The following is a 24,686-nucleotide window of genomic DNA, read 5'->3' as shown; positions in this document are numbered from 1 at the left end:
CGTGCCGCCCGGAACGGACAACCCAAGGAGTCTCGTGCCTCAACCCAACCAAACCCGCCGCCGTGTACTGGGCGCGCTTGCCCTGGTGGTTGCCGCCGGGCTGACCCTCACCGGCTGTGTCACCGCGTTCCTGCCGAGCCCGGCCGGCCAGAGCGCACCCAGCCCGTTGCCCGCGACCGAGGTGGCCGAGAACCTGCGTCCGTTCTACGGTCAGGAGGTGAGCTGGCGTGCGTGTGGATCCAAGCTGACCTGTGCCGATATCAAGACCCCGATGAACTGGGAGGATCCCGGTGCCGGTGATTTGACCCTGAGCCTGGTGCGCGCGGCGGCCAGCGGTTCGGACCGGATCGGGTCGCTGTTGGTGAACCCCGGCGGTCCCGGTGGATCGGGCGTTGAGCTGGTCAAGGACAGTCTCGATTTTGCCGTAGATAAAACCCTGCAGTCACGCTTTGACGTGATCGGTTTCGATCCGCGCGGAGTGGGCAAGTCCTCCCCGGTGAAGTGCCTCTCGGATAAGGACACCGACAAATTCCTGTTTGACACGACTCAGCCGCGCCCCGGGCAGGACGGCTGGCTCGAGGCCGCCCGCACCCAGGCCCGCGACTACGGTGAGGCGTGCAAGAAGAACACCGGTGCGGAACTGGAGTTCATCACCACGGTCAACTCGGCCCGCGATATGGATCTGATCCGCTCGCTGGTGGGGGATCCCAAACTCAACTATCTGGGATATTCCTACGGCACCTTCCTCGGGGCCACCTATGCGCAGCTGTATCCGAAGAACACCGGCCGACTCGTGCTGGATGGGGCCATCGACCCGGCCGTGAGCAGCACCGAGGTGTCGGCCACCCAGGCCGCGGGCTTTGAGAGTGCGCTACGCGCCTACCTGGCGGACTGCCTGACCGGCTCGAAGTGTCCGTTCCGCGGGGATGTGGAATCGGCGATGACCACGATTTCGAACCTGCTCGAATCGGTGGATGCCAGCCCGCTGACGGGGAAGGACGGCCGCAAGGTGGGTTCCTCGACGCTGATGACCGCGATCATCTTCCCGCTGTACTCGCCGAATAACTGGAGCGCCCTGAGCGACCTGTTCACCTCGGTCATGGCCGGGGACGCAGACTATGCGCTCTACCTCGCGGACATGTACTTCGACCGCGACGACTCGGGGAAGTACACCTCGAACTCCAATGACGCGTTCAACGCGTATAACTGCCGGGACTATCCCTCCAACGACGATCCGGCGGTCATGGAACAGGAGGCGGCCAAGATCGAGGCGCGTGCACCGATCTTTGGGAAGTACATGAGCTATGGCGATGTGCTGTGTGCCAACTGGCCGTATCCCGACGGTGCCGAGCGCGGTCCGATCCATGCGCCGGGTTCGCCGGATATCCTGGTCATCGGTACCACGAACGACCCGGCGACCCCGTATGCGTGGGCGCAGTCGCTCGCGAAACAGCTGGATAAGGGCCACCTGGTGACCTATAAGGGTGAGGGGCACACCGCCTATAACAAGGGCAGTCAGTGCATTAACACCACCGTGGATGACTTCTTCATCACCGGAAAGGTTCCGTCCTCGGATCCGCAGTGCTCCTAATCGCACGATAATGCGGGCGGCCTCCCTCGGGAAGCCGCCCGCTTTTTGGTGTACTCGGGTTAGGCGGCCGGGGCGAACCGGAGTATCGCCGCAACCCCGGTGTTATCCGGCATGTCCGCGGCCCGTACGGCCCAGACCCGGCCGCCGCTGAGCAGCGCCCGACGCACCACCTCGTCGATCACACCGTAGGCATCGGGGGAGTCTCCGCGATCCAGGACCACGGCACCGGATTCCTCATCCACGGTCCCGGGCAGGATGTAGTCGATGTCAACCACGAGGGTTTCCACCGCCCCGAAGGTGGCGGCGCGTGCGATCGTGTCGATCTCGGTGGAGGTGCGATCCGCCGAGACCAGTGCGTCGAAGCGTTCCCGTTCCGCCGCCACCCGCTCGGCATAGTAGCGGTCGAGGATTGGACGCACGCGGGCGTCGAGGTCGGCGGGGGTCAGCGTGTCCGGGTTGCCCTCGATGACCTCGCGGCTGAGGGCGGGATAGCTGTTGACCGAGGGGTAGATACCCAGCAGGGGTTCGGTGGCGGCGAGGATCAGCGGGGTGTTGCGTCCGGTCAGGAACGGCCGCAACGCCTTATCCACGGCCCGAGCATACTGTCGGAGCCGAACCTTTTTGCCCTCCGAACCCTCGATCTTGCCATTGGGGGAGCGCCCCGAGATCGAGGGCACGGCCAGCGCATCGATGGCATCGGTGGGAAGGTTGGGAACGTCGAGGACATGGGCGGGAGCATCCGCGGTGACCTCGATCAGTCGGGCCGAGTTTTGTGACAGGGCGAGGACAAATGCCGTGTGCGGGAAGGTGACCGCACGCAGCAGCGGCTTCAAATGGAAGCGGTCGGAGATTTCCACCGCGTTGGCCAGATGATTGGGCAGTCGGTAGGTGCGCAGCGAGGTGGGGGTGATGTAGGCGGCGATGCTGTGCGAGAGGTGCCGCCAGAAAAAAGCATCACCGAGCAGATCGTCGATCTGCTCGGTGAGACCGGCCAGGAGTTCGCGCCCCTGGGCACCGGTATGCGTTGCGCGCAGTTGCTCGAGTGCGGCCTTGGCGAGATTTTCAAACTCGACCGGCGCGGATTCGTTTTGGGCGGGAACCGGACTGGTGCGCATAAAGAGTGAGATGCTGCCGGGTTCACGTGCGGTGGCGAGGGTGACAATCTCGGCCTGGGTTGGAATATCGGTGTGTATCAACGGGGGTACTCCACTTCTCTCGAACCGGGGGCGATGAGGCGAATACAGGAGCCGCATTGCCCGTGTCCTGGCACTCTATGTGCCCAAGCTGCGTGATACAAGACCCCGACCTGGATCCATCGGTCTAAAGGGTGTAGACTGACGGGGTTCCCACGGGAGGAACGCCCGGATTCACCGGAAAATCACCCACAACTATTGAAGGAATGGAAATCATGCAGCCGCTGAGTGAACGGGATATCCGAGCCGCATTCGTCAACACCAGCCAGAGCGAGCGTAAGGCCATCGCTCTGCCCGCCGAGCTCGACCAGATCGACTGGGCGGCACTGACCTACCTCGGCTGGCGGGACCCCAAATCGCCGACCCTGGGATTCATGATCGCCGAGGTGGATGGTGAACCCGTGGGTGTTTTGCTGCGCCAGACCGAGGCGCGCACGCGCACCCGGCCGCAGTGCGCCTGGTGCGAGGATGTGCACCTGCCCAACGAGGTTGTGTTCTTCTCCGCCCGCCGCGGCGGCAAGGCCGGACGCGCGGGCAACACCGTGGGAACCCTGGTGTGCGAGAGCTTTGAGTGCAATCGCAACGTGCGGGCGCTGCCAACCCTGGCCTATGTCGGGTTTGATCGCGATGCCGAACGCGAGCGTCGAATCGGCGTGCTGGCCGAACGGGTGGCGAGCTTCGCCCGGCGCATTCGCGACTCCGAGTAGGAGCGAACGGCGCGTATCAACCGCGGAGCACGTCGGCAACGGTAGGGGCCAGCGCGTGGGCGAGTTCGAGCGCGAGGAGCGGACCGCCCGCCGAGGCGCGTTTGGCGGCGAGGGCGTGCAGGTGGGCCCCGGCCGCGGCGATTCGCGCCAGCGAGGCGTTCCTGCCAGCCGATGCAGCGAGCGCCCCGATGGCCCCGGCCAGAACATCCCCCGTGCCCGCACTGGCAAGCCACGGGGTAGCCGGGGGGAGAAGGAGTGCCGCCTCGCCGGGAGCGGCCGCAACCGTGTGCGCTCCCTTGAGGAGGACACTGACGCCCCAGCGTTCGGCGGCGCAGCTGGCGGCGAGTTCGGGATGAGCCTCGATCCAGGAGCGCAGGCCCGCCTGGGTGGTGGGGATGCCCTCATGGCGTCGCTCATCCGGATGGTCACGGAACAACCCGGCCAGCTCGCCGGCGTGCGGGGTGAGAAGAATTCGAGCCCCGGGATGATGGGCGACCAGCCCGATGGCCCCGGCGTCCAGGATGCTCGGGATCCCCGCCTCCACCGCTTCGGCGAGGGCGCGTGCATCGGTGCCCTCGGGATCCAGCGGTTCCATCCCCGACCCGATCAGCAGCGCCTGCACGCGTCCCGAGCCCAGTACCGTCTCGGGCCGCCGAGCCAGAACCGCGTGCCCCACCGAGTCCGGACCCACATAGCGCACCATCCCCACTCCGGTGTGTAGGGCGGCTTCGACCCCGAGGACGGCGGCACCGGGATAGCGGACCGATCCGGTTCGGATGCCGAGCACGCCGCGGCGATACTTGTCGTCGGCCGCGGTGGGGATTCGAATCTGTTCGCGGGTGTCCGCGAGGTGCCAGGGGATGCCGGTTTCGGTCATGATGTCCTCTCCCGTGATGGGTCACAAACCCGTGTCACACACGCTAGCGCACCGGGGTGGTGTTCGCGGGAATGCGTCGGCGGCGGCCGGAGGGATACTCCGGCCGCCGCCTGTGTGCAGGCACGGAGAGCGAGGCGCTCCCCGTGCCCGGGGAATTGATTTAGCCGGCCATGCCGCGCACGCGTCCAAGCTCACGACGAGCCAGGAAGAGCGAACCCACCCCGCCGATGACCAGCAGCAGCGCGATCAGGGTCAGCGGACCCGCGGGGGCACCGGTCTCACCCAGGGCGCGTGCGCCGCTGGCGGAGGTGCCGGTTGCCGGGGTGACCGAACCATCCACGACGGGGGTCGTGGAGATCGGGGTGCCCACGCCGGGGGTGCCATCGGTAGGCTGCGTTCCCGGCACGGTGACCGGGTGCAGGGCCGTGAACTTGCCCGAGCCCTCGGACTGGAACACACGAACGTAGTCCACCAGCATTTCGGCCGGGAACTTGGTGTCCTTATCCGGGCTACCGGGCCAGTCGCCACCCACGGCGAGGTTCAGGATGATGTAGAACTCCTGGTCGAAGACCCACGCCTGGTTCAGGGTGTTCTCCACGTGGTCGCGGGTCACCGTGTACACGTCGTGACCGTCCAGGCGGAAGGTGATCTTCTCGCTGTTCCAGTCGGCCGACCATACGTGGAAGTCCTTGCTCAGGTTGGTCTTGTCCGGCAGGGTGAACGCGCCACCCTGGCCACCCATGCCCGAGTATCCCGGACCGTGAACGGTTCCGTGGGTCTCCTCGGGGGCGTGACCGAGCACCTCCATGATGTCGATCTCACCGTTGGCGGGCCACGGGCGGCCCTCCAGGAACGAGGTGCCCATCATCCAGAACGCGGGCCACAGACCCTTGCCCTCGGGAACCTTGACGCGAGCCTCAAAGCGGCCGTACTGGGCGGATACCTTATGCGAGGTGTTCAGACGTCCGGAGGAGTAGAACTTGGCACCGTGGAAGTCCTCCACCTTGGCCTCGATCAGCAGGTTGCCCTTGCCATCGTGGCGCACGTTGTTGGTGTCGGCGGTGTAGAGCTGCAGCTCGGCGTTGTTGTTGTCACCGGGGTTGGCGGTGTGGTCCAGGGTCCACTTCTTGTCATCCGCGGCGGTTCCGGCGGCGCCGTCAAACTCGTCGCTCCAGACCAGCTTCAGGTTGTCGAAGTCGGGGTCGGCGGGGCCGGCGGGCGGGAAGATCGGGTCTCCACCGGTGCCGTAAACGCGGAACTCGTAGAGCGAGAAGCCGTACTTGTTGCCACCCCAGCCCACGGTGCGCTCGGTCATGTTGACCTGAACGTAGCGTCCGGCGGTGGGGTCGATGTTGATGACCTCCTTACCTCCGGTACCACCCACGGTCTTAAAGACGGTGGTCCAGGGGCCGGTGGGGGAGTCGGCCACCTCGATCGAGTACGACTTGGCAAAGGCGGGGTCCCAGCGCAGGACGATCTGCGAGATCTCGGCCTGGGCGGCGAGGTCTACCTGGACCCAGGCGTTGTCGGACCAGTCCTTTTCGGCCACGGCCCAGCGGGTTGCCAGGTCCTGATCGAAGAGCTTGTCCGGGGTGCAGTCCACACACTGCGGGTCGTTCTGGCTCGAGGAGGCGGTGCCGGTCTTCTTATAGCTCAGCAGGACTCCGGGGCCCTCGCCCTCGCCGTGCTGCGGGGGCAGTTCCTCGCGCTCGGATCCGTACACGTTGAAGTGCCAGAGCGAGACGCCGAACTGGCTCGAACGCTCGGTGGAGGTCATGCGCACAAAGCGGGTGCGCGGGTGCTTATCGCTGGTGATCACATCGCGTCCACCATCGCTGCCGGTCACCGACTCGTACGGGAACCAGGTCCAGCCGTTGAGCGAGGTTTCCAGGACGTAGCCGCGAGCGTAGGAGGTTTCCCAGTCCAGCTCAACGGCGTCCAGCAGGTAGGTGGCACCGAGGTCCACGGTGATCCACTGGCCATCGGCGGCCTGGCTGGACCAGCGGGTCTTGGGGTTGCCATCGGTGGCGTTCTTGGGGGCGAGGTCGCCGTTTTCGGTGGTCGACGCGGAGGCCTTGGCATCGCGCGAGACCAGGGTGCCCAGCTCGGTTTCAACCGGCTCGGTGGGGCCGGGGGTGCCGGGTCCACCGGGGGTGGGTGTCGGGGTGGGGATCCCGGGCAGCGGGGCACAGGAGTGACCCCAACCATCCACGGTGTACAGCGAGATGCCGTAGTCGGATCCGCGCTTGTCACCGGTCACCTTGAGGTGGCGGATCGCGCCGATGTCGGCGAGCTTGTCCAGGGTCTGCGCTCCGGCACCGGTTGCGGTGCCGGTGGCCAGGGTCTGCCAGGTCTTGTCGTCGGTGGATCCCGAGACCGTGTACTCGGAGGCGAAGGCACCCTCCCAGTTCAGGTCCACCCTGTCGATGACGCAGGTTGCTGCCAGGTCGATCTGGACCGACTCCCCGTCGCGGTACTCGCTGGACCAGCGGGTTGCGGCGTTGCCGTCGGTGACGTTGGAGGCGGGGTTATTGCCTTCGATTGAGGTGGCCTTGGCCGTTTTTCCCGCGGTCACAATTGTTGAGACCTCTGCGGCGGCTGCGGGGAGTGCCAGCGCAAAGGTTCCGGTTCCTACCATGGAGAGTCCGAGTGCGCCGGCGATAACCGCTCGGACGCGGCTCGGTGGGGACGATAAACGCATCAACATACTCCTTCGTGTGTTGGTTCGCTCGCTGCTTGGGGGCGGCTCCGACCGTCGGAATTAGCGAGCGTTAACTTACTAACAGAACAGTAAGTATCCACACAAGGCAAATGTGTAAAATCACCCCTGAATGAGGGGTATGTGTTTGCTGATTAATCGCTGAGTGCGGTGACGAACCCGGTATGCCCGGTGGTCGCCACCGTGATTCCCTCGCTGACCGCGCGTTTTGCATAGCGAGCCTCGAGGGATTCGCTCGTCGCGGTGGGGTCAGTCTGCGGAATCGTTTCCGGTGAGAGCCCGCGCGCGCTGGCACCGGGCCAGATCACCGCGGTGACGTTGTGGGTAGGCTCGGGGAGCTGGGCTCCGAGGATCACAAAACGCTGATCAAGGTTGGCCGAGGAGACCCGATCGATGGTATCGATTCCACGCTCTCCCAGCAGCATCACCAGATCGGGGCGCTGGGAAAGCTGGGCGGAGACCAATTCGTCGGCGGACTGATCGACGGAACCGGTCGGATCACACACCGTGAGGGTCGCATGAATTGTGGCTGCCCGCTCCTGCAGGGCGGCGAGGAGGGCGGGGTGATCGCTGCCGGAGCCGATCAGGAGAATATGAAGCCCCGAGGGAACGTTGGCGTCGGCATCACTGTCGGTGATGGGGGCGACGGTGGCACCGGGGGCCGGAAGGTGCGAATCTGAGGGCTGGGCGTCGAGGGGGATCCCGGCGGAGAGGGCGTCCGAGCCGGGCCGGGCCTCGGCGCTGGCCGATACCGAAACGGTGGGGCTGGCGGCATCGGGGTTTCCCGCGCAGCCGGTGAGTGCGAGTCCCAGACTCAGTGCGAGGCCCAGGCCCAGTGTGAGGGCCCGACTCGCTGCGAGGGCCCGACTCTGTTCGAGGGCCCGACTCTGTGCGTGGCCCGGGCCCAGGGTGCGGGACCGTTCGCCTCGGGCGGCGAAGCGGTGAACTCGTGAGTAGCGGGGATCCGCTGCGTGCGCGGTGGCTGTCGCGGGGGCGCTAGCGGGGCGGGTCTGGGTGTGCACGGGGTTCCTCCGGGGTCAAACGGTGGTGACCGCGGGCTCGAAATGTTCTCGAGCCCGCGGTCACCGACGGGGATACTAGGCGGCGTTTTCGCGTCGCATGAAGCGGATCACGGCACCCATGATCAGCAGCAGCGCGGCACCACCGGCCAGCGGGAGTGTCAGGTCAAAACCGGTGTGGGCGAGGTTCTCGCTGTTGCCGGCGGCCGCACCGGCCGAGGCCGACGGGGTTGCCGCGGAGGTGGCACCCGGCGTCGCCGATACGGACGGGGTGCTTCCCGGCTGGGTCGGGTCGGTGCCGGGGGTGGTCGGATCCGTGCCCGGGGTGGTCGGGTCGGTGCCCGGCTCGGTCGGGTTCGGGGTCGAGGTCGGCTCCGCGGCGGCCAGGACGGTGATGGTCCGGGTGAAGGTCGCCTCGTTACCGGCGGCGTCGGTCACCGTGTACACCAGGGTGTACACGCCGGGAACCTTGGTGTTCACCGACCCGGAGACGGTGATCTTCGAGGAAACGTCGCCATCCTCCTGATCGAATGCGGTGATCCCGGCCATCGGGTCAAAGTCCTCACCCGCGCGAACCTCGGATTCGGTCGGGGCGGTGATCACCGGGGCCGCGGTGTCCACGCGCTTCAGGGTGACCGAGTCGACCACGCTGTTTACGGGCTTCTCATCGCCGAAGGCCTGGCTGCGCATGGTCTTGACGGTGATGGCGTTGCGGGTGATGTCGATCGAGGAGTAGTTACGAACCTTCTCCTGGTTGATGACCGAGGCCCACCAGGCGGTGGGGTTGGTGACGTTGTAGTACTTGGAACCACTGGCCGAGTTGGCGGTCACGTACAGGACCTCACCCGGGTTGGCGGTCACCTGCGGTGCGGCGGCGGCCTCATCGGGGTTTGCGACCACGCCATCCTTGATCAGGTAGGTGCGGGTGTAGGAGTGGTCGTGTCCCTGCAGAACCAGGTCCACACCGAGGTCGGAGATGACCTTGGGCAGCGCGGCACGCAGGTTGATGATCTGCGAGCTGTTCCAGTGCGAGGCCACCGAGTAGATCGAGTGGTGGAAGGCCACAACCTTCCAGGTTGCCTTGTCGCCCTGCTCGGCGACGGTCTTGCGCAGGAATGCCTCGTGAGCGGCGTAGTCGCTGCTGTTGGAGTTCAGCACCATGAACAGGACACCCTTGTGCATGAACCAGTAGTCGCCGCCCGAGGAGGTGGCCGAGGTCGCCTTGCCGGCGTTGGGGTCGAGGTTGGGAACGTTGTAGTGCTGTTCGTAGGCCTTGGAGCCAACGTCGTGGTTTCCGTTGACCGGAACCAGCGGGATCGAGCGCAGCTGCTCGGGGGCGAGGAAGGACTCGTACTGTGCCTCGTTGGCGGCGGTCTCGACCTGGTCGCCGGCGGAGAAGAGCATCTCGGCGTTGGGGTGAGCGGCCTGAGCCACGTTGACGGTGTCGACCCAGCCGGCCTCGTCGTTCTTGGTGTTGCCGGAGGCACCGATCTGCGGGTCGCCGAAGAACAGGAAGTTGTAGTCACCCGAGAAGGACTGGGTGCGGAACGAGTAGGTCTTGGACCAGCCGTTTGCGTCGCTGCCGACCCGGTACACGTACTCGGTGTTCTCGGTCAGGCCGGTGATGTCGGCGAAGCGGTTGTATTCCTTGCTGGTGGTCTGGACACCCTTCGCGGGGAAGGTGCTGGCGACGGCGGCGGGGAACGCGGTACCGGTCTGCGCGGCGCGCGTGGCGACCTGGGCCACCTGGGCGGTGTCGATGTCCGAGTACCAGGCGAGGCCGCGACCGGACTCGTTGGAGCCGACGCTCAGCACGATGTCGCTGAGCTTGGCGGGGGCCGCGGAGTCCGAGGGGGCGGGGGTCGAGGTGGGCTCGGGGGCCGCGGCGACCAGCGAGGTCAGGTCGAAGTAGATGTCGGAGCTGGCGGCACGGTCCTGGTACAGCGCCACGGCAATGGTGTTTTCGCCGGCCTTGAGGGCGGTGGCGGGAACGGTGAATTCGCGGGTCACCGGGTCACCGGCGTTGACACCCGCGTACATCAGGTTGCGCTCGGCCTCGGGGGCCGCCTCGATCTTCGCGTCCGATTCCTCGACCAGTCCGGCAACCTTGGTGCCGTTGACAAAGATCTGGACGGCATCATCGAAGGTGACGTTTCCGGTGAGCTTGGCGGTGCCGGCGAGCTGCTGCGCGCTGAGCTGGAAGCTGGAGCGGAAGTGGTAGGTCTTGACATCGGGCGCGGCAACGCCGTCGATGTACTGGTTGAGCAGCGTCGAGGCGGTGTACGGGCCGATGCCGGTGGCCTTGCCGTTCTTGGCACCGAAGCTTCCGGCGGCACTCTTCCAGGCGGTGTCGTTGAACCCGGCGCGGGTCCACACCAGGCGATCCGCGCTGCCTTCGGCGGGGTCGGTGTTGTTTTCCGAGTAGCGCCAGGTGGTTGCGCTGGTCATCAGCGGGGCCTCCGGGGCGGCGACCGCGGCGGTGGCGCCGACGGTTGCCAGTCCGGCCAGAAGCGAGAACGCGCCGAGGGTGGCGAGTGCGCGACGGGCGCGTCCGGGACGACGCGAGCCGGGAAGGCTCTCGTGCGTGAGGGGGTCCATTTCTGTCTCCAGGTGTGAGGGAATGTGCGCGCGGGGCGGGGTTCCCCGGCATCTCGTGGAGGCTAACGACCGGGAGTTGAATGGGGATGAACGGCGGGTGACCCGGATGATCGAAAATCGGGAATTTGCCCCCTGAAGGGGCTAAGTAATCGCCGGAAGCACGCGGAAGCTCGGAGTTTGCCGGAAGTTAACCCTGAATCCGGTGCGCCCGCTCGGCGCGTCCGTTTTCCTTGAGCTTCGTTATGTTTTTTGGGGTGGCCGACTACCAAACACTCGTTTTCAGACACCCGCGGTCGACGCTTCGAGAAATCGGGGGAGGATGGGGATATGCGTACACGGTTTGGTCTTGGTTGGGCTCGCTCGGGAAAGCTGTCGGGCGTCGCCCTCGCCGCGGCGGGGATTTTTGTGCTGGCGGGGTGCGCCTCCGCGTCGCAGCCAGGCGACTCGAGCACGCCCTCCGACCCCGCGGACCCCCGAATCGTCTCCGAGCCTCCGCTGGATCCGGGCGCGACCGAGTCGCCCGCGGCCACCGGTGAGCGCAGGGTGGAGTTCACGGTCACCGGCGACGCCGGCACCGCCCTGATTCGCCACGTAGTGGTTCGCGCCGACACCGACGAAAACGCCGACGCAACCATGCAAGCCCTTCCCTGGAGCGCAACCGATACGCTGCGTGCGGAGGACTCAACGGACTTTCACAAGCTGGTGCTCTTTGCCAAGAACGTCGACGGTGCCAGCGGGAGTCTGACCTGCGAGATTCGGATCGACGGTGAGATCGTGGCGACGCAGCACACCACCGGATATCAGCCGGTAACCTGCCTATACCTGGCCCGCTAATCCGCCTCGGGGAACTCGATGACCACCTTGCCCTTGGCTCGGCGTGATTCCAGCCGGGCAAACGCCTCGGCATAGTGCTCCAGGGGAAACACACTATCGATGGTGAGGCGCAGGTTGCCCGCATCCACCAGTTCGGCAAGCTGAGCCAGGCCGGGCCCATCGGGGGACATGAAGAGAAACTCGTAGCGCGCTCCGAGTTGGTGTGCCCGTGCCCGAATGGAACGGCTCCGCCCGCGCAACACCGTGCCCACGAGGATCCGACGAATGCCGCCCAGATCCCGATCCACGCTCCCCGGTGTGACCGGACCGCTGATCGACACCACGCGGCCGCCGGGGGCAATCGCCTCGAGCGCGTCCTCTAGGCCCGATCCGCCCACCATGTCGAAGATTGCGGCATACTTTTCGGCCTGGTCGGAAACCCGATGGGTGCGATAGTTGATGACCTGGTCCGCGCCCATCGCCCGGACCAGGGCCTCGCCGTGCTCCGAGGCCGTTGTGGCCACATGGGCACCGCGCAGTTTGGCTAGCTGAATGGCCAGCAGCCCAACCCCACCGGCACCGCCGGTGATGAGGATCCGTTCCCCGGGCTGGACATTGAGGAAGCGCTCGCCGAGTGCCTGCTGCGCGGTGAGCCCGGCCAGCGGGAGGGCGGCCGCGACGGTCGCCGGAACCGTGCGCGGAGCCGGCGCGACCAGGCCCTGGTCGACCGCCACCCACTCGCCGAGGGCACCGAGGCGGAGCTTGTCCACCCGGGCGAGAACCCGATCGCCCACCGCAAAGTGGGTCACCGCGGAGCCGACCGCGGCGACCGTCCCGGCGAGCTCATTCCCAGCCACCTGGGGGAAGACGTAGCCGCCGAGGGCCCGAGTTGTTCCCGCGCGTTGAATCGCGTCGATGGGGTTGAGCCCGACGGCGCGGGTGCGAATCAGCACCTCGCTTGGGCCTGGGGTTGGGGTTGCGACCTCGGTAAGGGCCGTGACCTCGGGGCCTCCGTGCCGGGCGTAGACGACTGCACGCATGTTTGTTTCTCTCCTGCCGACCGCGGCACCCTTCGTGAGCACTGCTAACATTAACCAGGATAGAGGAGATGTTAGCAATGTCAACATTAGGTGCCACGCCCTACCATCGGGATGCGCTCAAGGAGCAACTCATCACGATTGCCGCCGACCGGGTGGATGCCGGCGAGCGAGATGTCTCGCTGCGCGAAATTGCCCGGACCGCGGGCGTCTCCACCGCCGCCCCCTATCGTCATTTCTCGGATCGAGGGGACCTACTGCTCCATGTGGCGGCGCGCGGGTTTGATGCATTGACGGACGCACTCACCGCGGTCCCGGGTGAACCCGCGGATCTGGCTGCACTGGCCACGGCATACGTTGAATTCGCCCGCGCCTTTCCCGGTCGCTATGAGCTCATGTTCAGTCGGCCGTGCGCGGGGAGTGAGTTGGTCCATGACAGCTCGGCCCGCACGATGGCGGCATTTGTCGAGCGGGCGGGCCTCGATGGGCAGGATCCGTCGGTCGCGCTCGCCTACTGGTCGCTCGTGCACGGGCTGACAGGCCTGTTGGCCGCAGGCAAGGTTCGGGCGCTCCCGGGCACCCCAGGCGCGGCCGTCGCGGCGGAGGATGACGATGTGCGCGAGGATGCGGCGGTGCGCGCGGTGATCGCCGCGGTTGTGAGCGTGATGCGCGGGTAGGGTGCTGGTTTTCTCGGTCGCCTAATCGCGAATGCCGCGCAGGACGATGGCCCCGAGGGTGCGCGCCTGCTGCTGCCAGTCACTGTCGGGGTTCATCTGCCAGAGCCCGGCCAGCGCCAGGAGAACATCGTGCGGATCGGTGCCCGCGCGCACGGTGCCCTGTTCGATCGCCGCTTCCAGGAGGAGGGTGAGTGCGCCGGCAATCTGGTTGTAGACCTCGGCAAAGTGCGCATCGCTGGAGTAGGCGGCGGCCTGGAGGGCGTCGGCGAGGCCACGCTTGGTCATCGCGTACCGGGCGAGCCGGTCGATCCACAGTCTCAGGGCTGCATCCGCCGTATGCTCGGCGAGGTATTCGCTCGCGCTGGCGGCGACGCTGTCAACCTCGTGCTGGTAGACCGCGAGGGTGAGGGCCTCGATGGTGGGGAAGTTGCGGTGCAGGGTGGCGTTGCCCACGCCCGCGCGCTGTGCGATTGCATTCATCGAAATCTGCCCGGATTCGGCCAGGGCGCGGGTCGCGGCGCCGAGAATGGCGTCGCGATTTTGCCGCGCGTCCGCGCGCAGCTTGGGGCTGTTTTCGGGAATGGTGAACTCCAGGCTTGCTAAGTGGGGAACTATCCACTTATGCTGTGAAGATAAGTGGACAGTTCCCCACTCTACCAAGTGGGGTCGAAATAAACCAGGAGTACCCATGTCAATTCATACCGAAATCAGCCCCGCCGAAGCCGCCGACCGTCTGGCCATCCGCGAGCTCTTCGACGCCTACGCCACCGCCGCCGACCGCCGGGATGCCGAGGGGCAGAAGGCGCTGTTCGCCGAGGACAGCCGCTTCATCGTTTTCATGGATGGCCCCGGCACTGAGGCCAGCTATGCCCTCGATGGACGCGAAGCGCTGACCCCGGTGTTCGCCGACCTGAACCGCTATCAGGCCACCACCCACTTCAACGGTCAGAGCACCATCACCCTGAACGGCGACTCGGCGACCGGCGAGAGCTACACCCTGGCGCACCACCTGTACACCGAGGACGGCGTGCGCACCATCATGATCGCCTCGCTGCGCTACCTCGACACGTTCACCAAAATTGATGGTGTCTGGTACTTCGCCGAGCGTAATCTCGTTGTTGACTGGACCGAGACCCGCCCGTCGGCGGCCTAGTCGCAAACATCAAGTACGGTTGGGACTTTTTGGGGGAGCGCATGAGCGACGCGACATCGAGCGAATACAACACCCGTGCAGGTTTTGGCTTGCAGCGCATGCTGGGACGAGATCCCGGTCAGCGTGGTCGCGTCGCCACCCCGCTCGAACTCCTGTTTGACCTGACCTTTGTGGTTGCCTTCGGCCAGGCGGGGAACCTGCTGGCTCACCTGCTGGCCGAGGGCCACACCACGGCGGCGATCGGCGGTTTCGCCTACGCGATCTGCGCGATCGTGTTTGCCTGGATCAACTTCACCTGGTTCGCCTCGGCCTTTGATACCGATGACTGGGCCTTCCGGGTCACCACCATGGTGCAGATGGTGGGTGTGCTGGTGCTCGCCCTGGGCTTGCCGGCGATGTTCCACTCGATCGATGTGGGGCACGGCCTGGATAACGGCGTGATGGTTGCCGGCTACGTGATCATGCGGATCGCGATGATTGTGCAGTGGCTGCGCGCGGCCACCCACGACCCGCGCTATCGCAAGGCGAGCCTGGCAAATGCGGCGTTTATTACCGTCGCCCAGATCGGCTGGGTTGCGCTGATCTTTGCCGATCCCACGGTCACCGTGATCCTGATCTGCTCGATCCTGCTGTTTGCGCTGGAATTTGGCGGTCCGCTGATCATTCAGTACCGTGAGGGCGGCACCCCCTGGCACGCGCACCACATCGCCGAGCGCTACGGGCTGCTGGCGATTATCGCGCTGGGGGAGGGCCTGATCGGCACGATCGCCTCGGTTTCGGCGGTGCTGGAAACCCAGGGGTGGACCCTGGAGGCCGTGCTGCTGGCCCTTGCCGGCACCGGACTGACCTTTGCCCTGTGGTGGGCCTACTTTGTGGCACCCTCGGGTGAGGTGCTGCATCATCACCGTGAGCGCGGCCTGCTCTGGGGCTACGGGCACATCGCAATCTTCGCCTCGATCGCCGCGGTGGGTGCGGGCCTACACGTGGCCGCCTATGTGGTGGAGGGTGAGGCGACAATCGGGCCGGTCGGTGCCCTGCTGGCCACCGCGATTCCGGTGGCTGTGTTCCTGATCGGCGATTTCCTGCTGCACAGCTATCTGATTCGCCAGTTTGACCCGTTCTACATCTGGCTGCTCCTGGGTGCCTGCATCGCCCTGGCCCTCGCGGTGTACTCGGCCGCGCTCGGCGTCTCGATCGGCTGGAGCCTGCTCCTGGTCGTGCTGGCCCCGGTAATCGTGATCGTCGGCTACGAGGTTGGTGGGCATCAGCGCCTGGCGAACAGCCTGGATCGCGCACTCGGATAGTCGCAATTGCCCCGAGCCGAATGCTCGGGGCAATTGGGCGTTGTCATCCCGAGGGCTGCGGCGCAGACACGCGGCTCGGGCGTTGTTTCGACGTTAGCGAGCGTGCCCGAAATACATCAGTTCCCAGATCGCCGGACGAGTGTGTTCTTCAATCAGGGTGTCGCCACGGAAATGCTGCACGCCACAGGTGCCGGTGAAACGCAGGTATGCTCCGTCAAAGCGCACGACCTTCGCCGCGAGCCGCTTGACCCCCGTGATCCCATCAATCATGCGATCGCGTGTGAGGTCGCGCTCGCGGGTGAACGAGACAACGTAGCGGTCATCCCCGTCCTGATAGGTGTAGCGGGTGATCGCGGCAACCGGCTTTTTCGTGTGCTCATCGATGTACACGCCCTCGGTTTCGAAGGTGACGTTGTGGGCGTCATCGGCGATGATCTCCCCGTCCTTTGCCAGCATGAAGATGGGGATCGCCTCGTAGCCGTAGCGTTCGTGCGCGGTAATGTACGAGGCGATGACCGTGTACGGGCCGGCTTCCCCGCGTGCCCAGTACCAGTCGTGGACGATATCGAGAAGGCTCGCGTTGCCCCAGTTGTGGTCGTGATAACCGACGCCGGTTGTGGTGTGGATTTCGCCTTCGACCGCGTAGGTCACCTCGACGGTTCCCTGCGGAACCGAGGGGAGCCAGGAAAACTCCTTCGCCCGGTCCTCACCGAACAGCATGTAGCCGGTTTCGGGGCGCCAGGAGGGTACGGTCCCGGTGAGGGTGATGTCCACCGAGATGCCCTCGACGTCGGCGGTAATCCGGTAGGTGTGCAGATCGCCGGTGAATCGGTTGTTGCCGATGCGCACGTCGGCACGGTCGGTGGATGCCGACCACTGATCCGGTGCGAAGTGCACAATTTTTGTGAAGCTACGCCCGTCGGCGAGATCAAGGTTTAACCGGATGATCGGATCGAGCGGATGCTGGGGTGTGCTGAGGTCCTTATTCATGAACACCACCACGAGTTTCGCCCCGTCATCGAGGTGCGCGTCAAAGTACCACCACTCATAGGTGCCCTTGCGGTTGTCGGTCCGGGCTCCGTCCTCCCAGGCGGCGATATTTTTCGGGGAGAGCCCAAGACGCGTGAAGTCGGCGGGGGTTCCGGCGGTAACCGCCAGTTTGTGCTGGGACATGAGGTTCCCTTTCTATTGAAATCGGTATGACATTGGGGAGGGTGCGAGTGGCCTCAATCGGCGTGAACGGTGAGCGACGCTGAGCTGTCCTCTTCGGGTTATGCGGCGAAGCGTCGAACGAGCGTGGTCACCGAAGCGCGCAGTTCATCCGATCCGGTGCCGGTAGCGAGGTGCGTGAGGATGAGTCCCTGGATGCTGGAGCTCAGGACGAGAGCTGTCGCATGGTCGCCCACGTAGTTCTCCAAGAGATCCGCCAGGTGTCCGTCGAGTTCGCGGATCACGGGGCGGAGGGATTCATCGTGGCTGGACGCGAGAATCATGGCGAATACGGCGACCGTGTCCTGTCGTGATTCCCCGGTGAGTGTCAGTGCGTAGTTGCCGGCGAGCTCGGGGAGGCTGCCGGGGGTCTCGTGATTTGCCTCGACAAGCGCGCGGAATGCGAGTCCGATGCGAGAGCCCGCATGGTCGAATGCCGACTGGCGCAGCTCCGCGATCCCCGGGAAGTGGTAGGTGACCGAGGCGAGGGATACCCCCGCCTGTGCGGCAACGGCGCGGTGGGTGAGGAGTCCCGCTCCGTTCTCCGCGATCACGGTGACTGCCGCATCCAGCAGGAGTTCGCGGCGCGCCTTTCCTCGTTCGAGGCGACCATCTTTTTTCTCGTTCACAACCCGTCCTAACAATCAGTACAAAAGTACTGTAACATTCGATTGGTTCAAAAGAAAGGTCACGATACGAAGGTTTTGATGGTTTTCGACCACCCGTATGGTGCGGACGCATCCGAGAACATCCCACACCTACGCAGCTTTTCGGCGGCAATCGCCGCCGCCGCTCGGCGGGGGCAGGAAAAAGCGAGCCATGAGGTGGATCTGATCGACCTGCACGCGGACGGATTCGATCCGGTCATGCACGAATCCGACCTGGCCGCCTGGCGACAGGCCTCGGTGGTCGATGCGCAGGTCGCGGACTATCAGGCACGTCTGCGCGCCGCTGACCACCCCGGACCTGGTTTATCGCTGGCTCTTTGGAAACCCGATCACGAAGATTATGTTCCGGGGAACGTTCCGCAAGAGTGGTGTGAAGAATCTGCGCTTGCTGAACCACACGAACCCGGCCGGGAAAACCCTGGAACAGCGTGAGCGGATTCTGCAGCGTATCGAGGAGCGATTCGCTGCCCTGTGAGGACCACGCCGGGTGCGGTTAACGCAAAATGCCCGGTAAGAACGTGACGTTCGTACCGGGCATCCAGTGGAGCCGCCTGCGGGAATCGAACCCGCGACCTTTTCATTACGAGTGAAACGCTCTACCGACTGAGCTAAGGCGGCCGGACGGTGCACACGCACCGTTCCGGGAACGAGCTTAGCGTCTCATCCGGTAATTCAAAAAACGCAACCCCGCGGGCGTCGCAATTTTGCCCCCGATAGGATCGCTTCTATGGACGATCAGCAGACCGAGCCCACCACCTCCCCCTTCCCGGAGCCGCGCCGGGTGTGGTGGCAGCGTCCGCTGCCACTCGGTTTACTGGCCGGTGGGCTGGCGATTGTGGTGATCGCGGCGGGGGCAGTGAGCGGTTCCCTGGCCCGCACCGCCGAGACGCCGGCTGCCTCGGCCGAGGCCACCATTCCGAGCGCCGAGCCCACACCGGAGGTTCCCAAGCGTCCGGTACCGGGTCAGACGATTCCGGCATTTGCCCGCACCTGCTCGGTTGAGAACCTGATTCACGATCCTCGCCTGGGCACCTTCCAGGCGCAGGTGTACAACGCCGACACCGGTGAGATCCTGTTTGAGCGTGACCAGGACACCCCGCGTGCGACCGCGAGCTCGATGAAGATCCTCACCGCCGCGGCCGCGCTGAACGTGCTGGGCCCGGAATACCGGGCCACCACGCGGGTCGTGAGCGGTCCCGATGCGGGCACCATCGTGCTGGTAGGCGGGGGCGATCTAACCCTCAGCCGCCTACCCTCCGGGTCCGAACCGGTCTACACCGGCGCCGCCCACCTGGACGACCTGGCCAAGAAGGTCACCGCCGCACGAACCGCCGCGGGAATCCGTGAGCCGGTGCGCCGGATCCTGCTGGATACCACCTACTTTGGCGGCCCGACCTGGGATCCCAGCTGGCCCGCGACCGAGCGTCGTGCGGGTTGGCTCTCGCATATCACCGCGCTCCAGGTGGACGCCGACCGTGCCGATCCCGCGGTGTTCCTCTCGCCTCGTGGCGAGGACCCGGTGGGCCGGGCCGGGGACGCCTTCGCGGCCTTCTTCCCCGGGGCCTCGACCTCGACGGGGACCGCGGCGGCCGGGGCAACCGAGCTGGCCAGCGTCCAGTCGGCACCGCTCTCGGCGCTGATCCCGCTGATGCTGGTCCCCTCCGATAACACCCTGGCCGAGATGCTGGGTCGGCAGGTGGCGATCAAGATGGGGGCCGGGAATACCATGTCCGCGGTCTCGCTGGCGATTCCGGAGGCGCTGAAACCCTACGGCCTGGACACCTCGAACCTGACCATTGCCGACACCTCCGGGATGAGCCCGAAGAACGCGGTCCCCCCGTCGTATCTCGCCGGTCTCTACATGAAGGTTGGAGCACGCGAGGCGAACCTCGGGTATATCCGGGACGGTCTCGCGGTGGCCGGACAGACCGGAACCCTCGGCTACAGCAATCGCTTCACCGGTCCCAACGCGGTCGCGCGCGGCCACATCTGGGGCAAAACCGGGTCGATTACCAACGCCTACACTCTCGGTGGTTTTATCGATGCGGCCGATGGCAGCACGCTGACCTTTGTGATCTATGCGACCGGACGGGTTTCCGAATCTGCCCGGCAGGGGATCGATACGGTCGCGACCGGGTTCTACCGCTGCGGTAACTCGCTTTCAAACTACTGATCCGATCATCGCCTGCCGTGTTTCCGGGACGTAACGCCACGTTTCTGGGCTGGAACCGGAAAGACTTCGCCACTAGGGTGGTATCACCTGGCTGAAGGGGGACACATGTCTCGGGCACTGCTGATCGTTGATGTACAAAACGATTTCACCGAGGGTGGTGCGCTTGCGGTTTCCGGGGGCGCGGCCCTCGCTCGAAACGTGAGTGACCACATCGAGTCCCACCCGGGTGCGTACACACTTGTGGTTGCCTCGCGAGACTGGCACGATGCCACCAACAGCAATGGCGGACACTTCGCCCCGGCGGGGGAGGCTCCGAACTTTGTGACGACCTGGCCGGTGCACTGCGTCGCCGACACCGATGGTGCCGACTACCACCCCGAGTTGCGTCTGCCCGAGCACACCGTCCACGTCTATAAGGGGCGCGGTATCCCGGCCTACTCGCTGTTCGAAGGGGCTGCCGGCGCCAAGAATGCCGCCGACCCGGCCGATACACGAGGCATCCCCGAGCTGTTGCGGGAATCCGGCATCACCGCGGTGGATGTGGTGGGAATCGCCACCGACCACTGCGTCCGGGCCAGCGCGCTGGATGCACTGAGCGCCGAATTCGATGTTCGGGTGCTCACCGACCTGGTTGCGGGAGTCGATGCCAACGCCAGCGCCCGAGCCCTGGAGGAGCTGCGCTCTGGTGGCGCGGCCCTTGCTCACTCCGGTGAGGTGACGGACGCGTGAATCCCCGACACGGTTCGGACCGGCCCCTCGATGAGAAGGACCCGAACCGCGAGCCCGATCGCACGCCCACCCATGCGATTCCGATCATCACCCCCGAGATCCTTGCCGCCCACGCGGCGGATAGCGTCTCGTCGGGGAGCGAGGTGAGCGACGCATCCCACGTGGATAATCCCTCGGGGGAGAACGCTCGGGAGAAGTCGCTGACGCGCCCCGCAGACAAAACTCCGGCGGTCTCGGCCGCTCCTGACGCGCCGGTAAACCTCAAAAGTACGGATCACCGGGTGCCCGGCTCTCGGGTACCGCGCTGGTTGCGGATCCTGCTCCCCGCGGTTCTGATCGTCCTCTGGGTTGCCGGTGGTGCGATCGGTGGACCCTACTTTGGCAAGGTCAGCGAGGTCTCCACCAACAACCAAATCAGCTACCTTCCGGCCAGCGCCGACGCGACCAAGGTGGCCGCCGCGCTGCCCGGGTTCAGCGAGTCCGATGCGATTCCCGCGGTCCTGGTGTTCGCCCGGGATTCCGTCCTGAGTGAGGCCGACCGTGCGCTCATCTCCGAGCGTGCGGCCGCGATCAAGGACACCCCGGGTATCTCGGAGACGCCGTCCCCGGCAATCTTTAGTGAGGATGGCAAGGCGGCGACCGTCTTTGTGCCAGTCGATAGCGCCGATGCGAGCGACACGGTCTCGGCGCTGCGCACCACACTGTCCAAGGACTTGCCGTCCGGCCTGTCCGCCTATGTCACCGGCCCGGCCGGATTCACCACGGATCTGGTGGGTGCCTTTGCCGGGATCGATGGCCTGCTGCTGTTGGTCGCGCTCGCCGCGGTGTTTGTGATCCTGGTCATCGTCTACCGTTCGCCGCTGCTTCCGATCCTGGTCCTGGCGGCCTCGATGTTTGCGCTGTGCACCGCGCTGCTCACCGTGTGGTGGCTGGCCAAGGCGAATATTGTGCTGCTCAATGGACAGGTTCAGGGGATCCTGTTCATCCTGGTGATCGGTGCCGCCACCGACTATGCGCTGCTGTATGTGTCGCGCTATCGGGAGGCGCTGCGGGATCACCAGTCGCGCTGGGATGCCACGATGGTTGCGCTACGCGGCAGCATCGAACCGATCCTGGCCTCGGGCGGTACCGTGATCGCGGGTCTGCTGTGCCTGCTGCTGAGTGATCTGAATAACAACCGCGCGCTGGGACCGGTTGCCGCCATCGGCATCCTGTTCTCGGTACTCTCGGCCCTCACCTTCCTCCCGGCGCTGCTGCTGATGTCGGGGCGGGTCGCCTTCTGGCCGCGCAACACCCGATTCGGCAGTGCCCACCCGGTGCTCGCGGGGCCGGACGCTCGCGGATGGTGGCCGAAGGTGGGCCGCGCGGTGACCAAGCGTCCGCGCCTGATCTGGATCGGCTGCACCGTGGTGCTCCTTGCCGCCTGGATCGGGATCCCTCAGCTGAATGCCACCGGCGTTCCGCAGAGCGCGCTGGTGCTCAACGAGTCACCCGCGCGCGACGGGCAGAAGGTGCTCGCCGAGCACTTCCCCGGTGGATCGGGAAGCCCGATCCAGGTGCTGGCCCCCACCGCGCGCGCCGCCGAGGTCATCGAAACCCTCACCAAAAACGGCGGCCTGGGCCAGGTGCAGGCGCTCGCCAGTGCCTCCCCGAGTGGAACCGCCGCGGCCACCGTGCAGAACGGGAAGGCGGTGTTCACCGCCCCCGGTAATCCGGCCGCGCCGAACACCGTGGAGGCGACCGTCGCCGATGGCCACATCCTGCTTCAGGCCACCCTGAACGCCGAACCCGATTCGGACGCCGCCGAGAAACTGGTGCGCGACCTGCGCACCGAGCTTGATGGTGGCAACGATCCGGTCCGCGTGGGTGGAACAACGGCGACCGCGATCGACACTAATGACGCGGCCACCCACGACCGCAACCTGATCATCCCGATTGTGCTCGTGGTGATCCTGCTGATCCTGATGCTCCTACTGCGCTCGATCCTGGCCCCGATCATCCTGATCGCCACGGTGGTGCTCTCATTCGGTACGGCACTCGGCGTTTCCGCCTGGGTGTTTGACGGGGTGTTCAAGTTCCCCGGGGCCGAACCCGCGGTTCCGCTCTACGGGTTTGTATTCCTGGTTGCGCTTGGCATCGACTACAACATCTTCCTGATGACCCGGGTGCGCGAGGAATCCAAGCGCTTCGGCACGAGACCGGGCATCCTACGCGGGCTCTCGGTCACCGGCGGGGTGATCACCTCGGCGGGTATTGTGCTGGCGGCCACGTTTGCGGCGCTCGGGGTGATCCCGATCCTGTTCCTGGCGCAGATCGCCTTCATCGTGGCGTTCGGTGTGCTGTTGGACACGCTCATCGTGCGCTCGCTCCTGGTCCCCGCCCTGGCTTACGACATCGGCCCAAAGATCTGGTGGCCCAGCAAGCTCTCACGCGAACCCAGTCCGCGCGAGGTGACCGAGTAACCACGACGGCCCGGCTTCCCTGGGGAAGCCGGGCCGTTTGGCTGAGTGCCTACCGGTTCAGCCAGGCGAGCAGGGCCTCGTTGACCTCGTCGGCGTGGGTCCAGAGCAGGCCGTGCGGTGCACCCTCAATTTCCACGTACTCGGCCGCGGGCAGTGCGGCGGCGAACGCGCGCCCGGTTGCCTCGACGGGGAGGATGCGGTCGGCGCTGCCGTGCAGGATCAGGGTCGGCACGGTGATCGCCGGCAGATCGGCGCGGAAGTCGGTGCCCCAGGTAAGCGGTGCGGCGGCAGCGGCGATGAATCCAGCCCCGGCGGCCACGTTCCAGCTGTCGCGGACGGCCTCCTCGCTGATCCGGGACCCGAGGAACTCATCCAGATTGTAGAAGTCGTTGTAGAACGCGGTGAAGTAGGCGAACCGATCGGCACGGACGGTGGCCGACACGTCCTCGAAGAAGCTCGCCGGTACGGCACCGCCGGGGTTGTCCTCGGTCTGGGTCAGGAAGGGTTCAAGCGAACCAAAGAAGCCGGCCTTGGCCACCCGGTCGCTGCCATAGCGAGACAGGTAACGGGCCACCTCGCCGCTGCCCATCGAGAACCCGATCAGGATTGCCCCGCGCAGCTCCAGTGACTCCATCAACACGTTGAGGTCGGCGGCGAAGGTGTCGTAGTCGTATCCGATTGCGGGCTGGCTCGATCGTCCGAAGCCGCGGCGGTCATAGGTGATCACGCGATAGCCGGCGTCCAAGAGCGCAACCGACTGCTTTTCCCAGGACGTTCCCGAGAGGGGGTAACCGTGGATCAGGACCACGGGGGTGCCGGTGCCACGATCCTCATAGTGCAGCTCGATGTCGATGTTGTTTTCGGTGCCGACGGTAATGCGGGCCATGATGTGCTCCTTGGGTTCCGATGCGAGAATAATCATTCTCGCTGCTGAGATCGACTATAGAGAATGATCGTTCTCAATGCAAGTACAATGAATGTATGACCTCCGAATCCGTTGCCGAAACAATCATCAATACCGCCGATCGGCTCTACTATGAGCGGGGTATTACCGCCGTGGGAATGGCCGAGCTGCGTGATGAGGCCGGGGTGTCGCTGCGCCGCCTCTATTCGGAGTTCCCGGCGAAGGATGCGATTGTGCGTGCGGTGCTAGAAAAGCGACACCGGCAGTGGAGTGACGGCGTTGAGGCGCGTATGGCCGAGGCGGGGACCCCCCGTGAGCGACTTTTGGCCGTCTATGACTACCTGGCGGACTGGTTCTGTGAGGACGGTTTTCGCGGATGTGGATTCATCAATGCCTTTGGGGAGCTCGGGGGAGAGGATGCCGAGGTGCGCCGGATCGTCCGCGAGCACAAGGAGTCGTTCCAGCGTCGATTGGCCGAGATTGTGGACGACCTGGGTGCACCCACGCTTCTGGCGGCACAGCTCGCGCTGCTGGCCGAGGGTGCGCAGACCACCGCGGCCATCGCCGGATCGGGGGAGGCTGCGGGTCAGGCTCGTGCGGCGGCCGAGGTCTTGATCGACCATGCGCTGAGTGCCGCCTAGTGATGCTCCCGAAAACATGCGGAAGTTGGGTGCGACACGCCACTATTCGGGCCCGATTTGCCCGAACCCCAGAACCTGCGTAAAGTAATACTCATCACCCCAAAGGTGCGGCTCGCTGAAGCGGCCGGCCTCAAGCGGGATCATCCCCACACTTCAACACGCCGGACTTGTTCTGTGCTTGGTTGTGTGGCAGGATTGAAACTCATCCGCTT

At 65.5% G+C, this 24,686-nt stretch carries 21 protein-coding genes and 1 tRNA gene; 11 read left to right on the top strand and 11 right to left on the bottom strand.

Annotated features, from left to right (window positions below; all coding sequences use genetic code 11):
* Nucleotides 1-34: 34 nt before the first annotated feature.
* Nucleotides 35-1,591: an alpha/beta hydrolase gene (locus M2390_RS07165; protein WP_259177805.1), complete on the top strand. Its 1,557-nt coding sequence runs from the start codon at nucleotides 35-37 to the stop codon at nucleotides 1,589-1,591.
* A gap of 59 nt (nucleotides 1,592-1,650) precedes the next feature.
* On the opposite strand, the gene M2390_RS07160 is transcribed toward M2390_RS07165, so the two are convergent.
* Nucleotides 1,651-2,787, bottom strand: coding sequence for a hypothetical protein (locus tag M2390_RS07160; protein ID WP_259177804.1), 1,137 nt, complete (start codon nucleotides 2,785-2,787; stop codon nucleotides 1,651-1,653).
* Between the two features lie 212 nt (nucleotides 2,788-2,999).
* On the opposite strand from M2390_RS07160, the gene M2390_RS07155 reads away from it, so the two are divergent.
* Nucleotides 3,000-3,491, top strand: a complete 492-nt coding sequence (locus M2390_RS07155) for an FBP domain-containing protein (RefSeq protein ID WP_121689679.1) — start codon at nucleotides 3,000-3,002, stop codon at nucleotides 3,489-3,491.
* Nucleotides 3,492-3,507: 16 nt separating this feature from the next.
* Here M2390_RS07155 and M2390_RS07150 read toward each other — a convergent pair whose 3' ends face one another.
* The 4 genes from M2390_RS07150 to M2390_RS07135 all read right to left on the bottom strand — a co-directional run bounded on the left by M2390_RS07150 (nucleotide 3,508) and on the right by M2390_RS07135 (nucleotide 10,704).
* A complete protein-coding gene (locus M2390_RS07150; protein ID WP_259177803.1) occupies nucleotides 3,508-4,368 on the bottom strand; it encodes an ADP/ATP-dependent (S)-NAD(P)H-hydrate dehydratase in 861 nt (286 codons plus the stop codon).
* Between the two features lie 160 nt (nucleotides 4,369-4,528).
* Nucleotides 4,529-7,006: a discoidin domain-containing protein gene (locus tag M2390_RS07145; RefSeq protein WP_259177802.1), complete on the bottom strand. Its 2,478-nt coding sequence runs from the start codon at nucleotides 7,004-7,006 to the stop codon at nucleotides 4,529-4,531.
* A 215-nt stretch (nucleotides 7,007-7,221) separates the two neighbouring features.
* The gene (locus tag M2390_RS07140; RefSeq protein WP_259177801.1) at nucleotides 7,222-8,109 is read right to left on the bottom strand and encodes a hypothetical protein; all 888 of its coding nucleotides are present in this window, start codon (nucleotides 8,107-8,109) and stop codon (nucleotides 7,222-7,224) included.
* Nucleotides 8,110-8,184: 75 nt separating this feature from the next.
* Entirely contained in the window at nucleotides 8,185-10,704 is a 2,520-nt protein-coding gene (locus M2390_RS07135; RefSeq protein ID WP_259177800.1) for an immunoglobulin-like domain-containing protein, read from the bottom strand.
* 327 nt (nucleotides 10,705-11,031) lie between these two features.
* Here M2390_RS07135 and M2390_RS07130 point away from each other — a divergent pair, with 327 nt between their 5' ends.
* Nucleotides 11,032-11,538, top strand: a complete 507-nt coding sequence (locus M2390_RS07130; RefSeq protein ID WP_259177799.1) for a hypothetical protein — start codon at nucleotides 11,032-11,034, stop codon at nucleotides 11,536-11,538.
* Here M2390_RS07130 and M2390_RS07125 read toward each other — a convergent pair.
* Nucleotides 11,535-12,557, bottom strand: a complete 1,023-nt coding sequence (locus M2390_RS07125; RefSeq protein WP_259177798.1) for an NADP-dependent oxidoreductase — start codon at nucleotides 12,555-12,557, stop codon at nucleotides 11,535-11,537. The two genes, M2390_RS07130 and M2390_RS07125, sit on opposite strands and share 4 nt — an antisense overlap.
* A 77-nt stretch (nucleotides 12,558-12,634) precedes the next feature.
* Between M2390_RS07125 and M2390_RS07120 the strand changes: the two genes are divergently transcribed.
* The gene (locus tag M2390_RS07120; RefSeq protein WP_259177797.1) at nucleotides 12,635-13,231 is read left to right on the top strand and encodes a TetR/AcrR family transcriptional regulator; all 597 of its coding nucleotides are present in this window, start codon (nucleotides 12,635-12,637) and stop codon (nucleotides 13,229-13,231) included.
* A 21-nt stretch (nucleotides 13,232-13,252) separates the two neighbouring features.
* On the opposite strand, the gene M2390_RS07115 is transcribed toward M2390_RS07120, so the two are convergent.
* Nucleotides 13,253-13,921: a TetR/AcrR family transcriptional regulator gene (locus M2390_RS07115; protein ID WP_259177796.1), complete on the bottom strand. Its 669-nt coding sequence runs from the start codon at nucleotides 13,919-13,921 to the stop codon at nucleotides 13,253-13,255.
* Between M2390_RS07115 and M2390_RS07110 the strand changes: the two genes are divergently transcribed.
* Nucleotides 13,920-14,384 carry a nuclear transport factor 2 family protein gene (locus M2390_RS07110; protein ID WP_259177795.1) on the top strand — a complete coding sequence of 155 codons (465 nt, stop codon included), beginning with the start codon at nucleotides 13,920-13,922 and terminating at the stop codon, nucleotides 14,382-14,384. The two genes, M2390_RS07115 and M2390_RS07110, sit on opposite strands and share 2 nt — an antisense overlap.
* A gap of 41 nt (nucleotides 14,385-14,425) precedes the next feature.
* Complete coding sequence (locus M2390_RS07105) at nucleotides 14,426-15,688, top strand: low temperature requirement protein A (RefSeq protein ID WP_259177794.1); 1,263 nt, start codon at nucleotides 14,426-14,428, stop codon at nucleotides 15,686-15,688.
* 93 nt (nucleotides 15,689-15,781) lie between these two features.
* On the opposite strand, the gene M2390_RS07100 is transcribed toward M2390_RS07105, so the two are convergent.
* Entirely contained in the window at nucleotides 15,782-16,861 is a 1,080-nt protein-coding gene (locus M2390_RS07100; protein ID WP_259177793.1) for a lipocalin-like domain-containing protein, read from the bottom strand.
* A 98-nt stretch (nucleotides 16,862-16,959) separates the two neighbouring features.
* Nucleotides 16,960-17,526 (bottom strand): TetR/AcrR family transcriptional regulator, encoded by a 567-nt coding sequence (locus tag M2390_RS07095; RefSeq protein ID WP_259177792.1) that lies wholly within the window; start codon nucleotides 17,524-17,526, stop codon nucleotides 16,960-16,962.
* A 42-nt stretch (nucleotides 17,527-17,568) separates the two neighbouring features.
* On the opposite strand from M2390_RS07095, the gene M2390_RS07090 reads away from it, so the two are divergent.
* On the top strand, nucleotides 17,569-17,997 hold the full coding sequence (locus M2390_RS07090) for an NAD(P)H-dependent oxidoreductase (protein WP_259177791.1): 429 nt from the start codon (nucleotides 17,569-17,571) through the stop codon (nucleotides 17,995-17,997).
* 110 nt (nucleotides 17,998-18,107) lie between these two features.
* Here M2390_RS07090 and M2390_RS07085 read toward each other — a convergent pair.
* Nucleotides 18,108-18,183: transfer RNA gene (locus M2390_RS07085), tRNA-Thr, on the bottom strand.
* Between the two features lie 109 nt (nucleotides 18,184-18,292).
* Here M2390_RS07085 and dacB point away from each other — a divergent pair.
* From dacB to M2390_RS07070, 3 genes are all read left to right on the top strand, one after another.
* Nucleotides 18,293-19,738 carry a D-alanyl-D-alanine carboxypeptidase/D-alanyl-D-alanine-endopeptidase gene (gene dacB / locus M2390_RS07080; RefSeq protein WP_259177790.1) on the top strand — a complete coding sequence of 482 codons (1,446 nt, stop codon included), beginning with the start codon at nucleotides 18,293-18,295 and terminating at the stop codon, nucleotides 19,736-19,738.
* Nucleotides 19,739-19,843: 105 nt separating this feature from the next.
* Complete coding sequence (locus M2390_RS07075; RefSeq protein ID WP_259177789.1) at nucleotides 19,844-20,467, top strand: isochorismatase family protein; 624 nt, start codon at nucleotides 19,844-19,846, stop codon at nucleotides 20,465-20,467.
* A gap of 281 nt (nucleotides 20,468-20,748) precedes the next feature.
* The gene (locus tag M2390_RS07070) at nucleotides 20,749-22,929 is read left to right on the top strand and encodes an efflux RND transporter permease subunit (RefSeq protein WP_259178063.1); all 2,181 of its coding nucleotides are present in this window, start codon (nucleotides 20,749-20,751) and stop codon (nucleotides 22,927-22,929) included.
* Nucleotides 22,930-22,978: 49 nt separating this feature from the next.
* Here the strand turns inward: M2390_RS07070 and M2390_RS07065 are convergent, their stop codons facing one another.
* Nucleotides 22,979-23,815 (bottom strand): alpha/beta fold hydrolase, encoded by an 837-nt coding sequence (locus tag M2390_RS07065; protein WP_259177788.1) that lies wholly within the window; start codon nucleotides 23,813-23,815, stop codon nucleotides 22,979-22,981.
* Nucleotides 23,816-23,910: 95 nt separating this feature from the next.
* On the opposite strand from M2390_RS07065, the gene M2390_RS07060 reads away from it, so the two are divergent.
* Nucleotides 23,911-24,474 (top strand): TetR/AcrR family transcriptional regulator, encoded by a 564-nt coding sequence (locus tag M2390_RS07060; RefSeq protein WP_259177787.1) that lies wholly within the window; start codon nucleotides 23,911-23,913, stop codon nucleotides 24,472-24,474.
* Nucleotides 24,475-24,686 lie beyond the last annotated feature (212 nt).

The sequence above is a fragment of the Mycetocola sp. BIGb0189 genome (assembly GCF_024810155.1).
Classification (GTDB): Bacteria; Actinomycetota; Actinomycetes; order Actinomycetales; family Microbacteriaceae; genus Mycetocola; species Mycetocola lacteus.
The sequence above is the reverse complement of the archived record's forward strand: the minus strand, read 5'-3'. Positions and strand labels throughout refer to the sequence as shown.

What these genes read in the sequence shown, in the direction of transcription:
- M2390_RS07155 (WP_121689679.1), top strand. Translation starts at nt 3,000, where the DNA reads ATGCAGCCGCTGAGTGAACGGGATATCCGAGCCGCATTCGTCAACACC.
- M2390_RS07150 (WP_259177803.1), bottom strand. Translation starts at nt 4,368, where the DNA reads ATGACCGAAACCGGCATCCCCTGGCACCTCGCGGACACCCGCGAACAG.
- M2390_RS07145 (WP_259177802.1), bottom strand. Translation starts at nt 7,006, where the DNA reads ATGGTAGGAACCGGAACCTTTGCGCTGGCACTCCCCGCAGCCGCCGCA.
- M2390_RS07135 (WP_259177800.1), bottom strand. Translation starts at nt 10,704, where the DNA reads ATGGACCCCCTCACGCACGAGAGCCTTCCCGGCTCGCGTCGTCCCGGA.
- M2390_RS07130 (WP_259177799.1), top strand. Translation starts at nt 11,032, where the DNA reads ATGCGTACACGGTTTGGTCTTGGTTGGGCTCGCTCGGGAAAGCTGTCG.
- M2390_RS07125 (WP_259177798.1), bottom strand. Translation starts at nt 12,557, where the DNA reads ATGCGTGCAGTCGTCTACGCCCGGCACGGAGGCCCCGAGGTCACGGCC.
- M2390_RS07120 (WP_259177797.1), top strand. Translation starts at nt 12,635, where the DNA reads ATGTCAACATTAGGTGCCACGCCCTACCATCGGGATGCGCTCAAGGAG.
- M2390_RS07110 (WP_259177795.1), top strand. Translation starts at nt 13,920, where the DNA reads ATGTCAATTCATACCGAAATCAGCCCCGCCGAAGCCGCCGACCGTCTG.
- M2390_RS07115 (WP_259177796.1), bottom strand. Translation starts at nt 13,921, where the DNA reads ATGGGTACTCCTGGTTTATTTCGACCCCACTTGGTAGAGTGGGGAACT.
- M2390_RS07105 (WP_259177794.1), top strand. Translation starts at nt 14,426, where the DNA reads ATGAGCGACGCGACATCGAGCGAATACAACACCCGTGCAGGTTTTGGC.
- M2390_RS07100 (WP_259177793.1), bottom strand. Translation starts at nt 16,861, where the DNA reads ATGTCCCAGCACAAACTGGCGGTTACCGCCGGAACCCCCGCCGACTTC.
- dacB (WP_259177790.1), top strand. Translation starts at nt 18,293, where the DNA reads ATGGACGATCAGCAGACCGAGCCCACCACCTCCCCCTTCCCGGAGCCG.
- M2390_RS07075 (WP_259177789.1), top strand. Translation starts at nt 19,844, where the DNA reads ATGTCTCGGGCACTGCTGATCGTTGATGTACAAAACGATTTCACCGAG.
- M2390_RS07065 (WP_259177788.1), bottom strand. Translation starts at nt 23,815, where the DNA reads ATGGCCCGCATTACCGTCGGCACCGAAAACAACATCGACATCGAGCTG.
- M2390_RS07060 (WP_259177787.1), top strand. Translation starts at nt 23,911, where the DNA reads ATGACCTCCGAATCCGTTGCCGAAACAATCATCAATACCGCCGATCGG.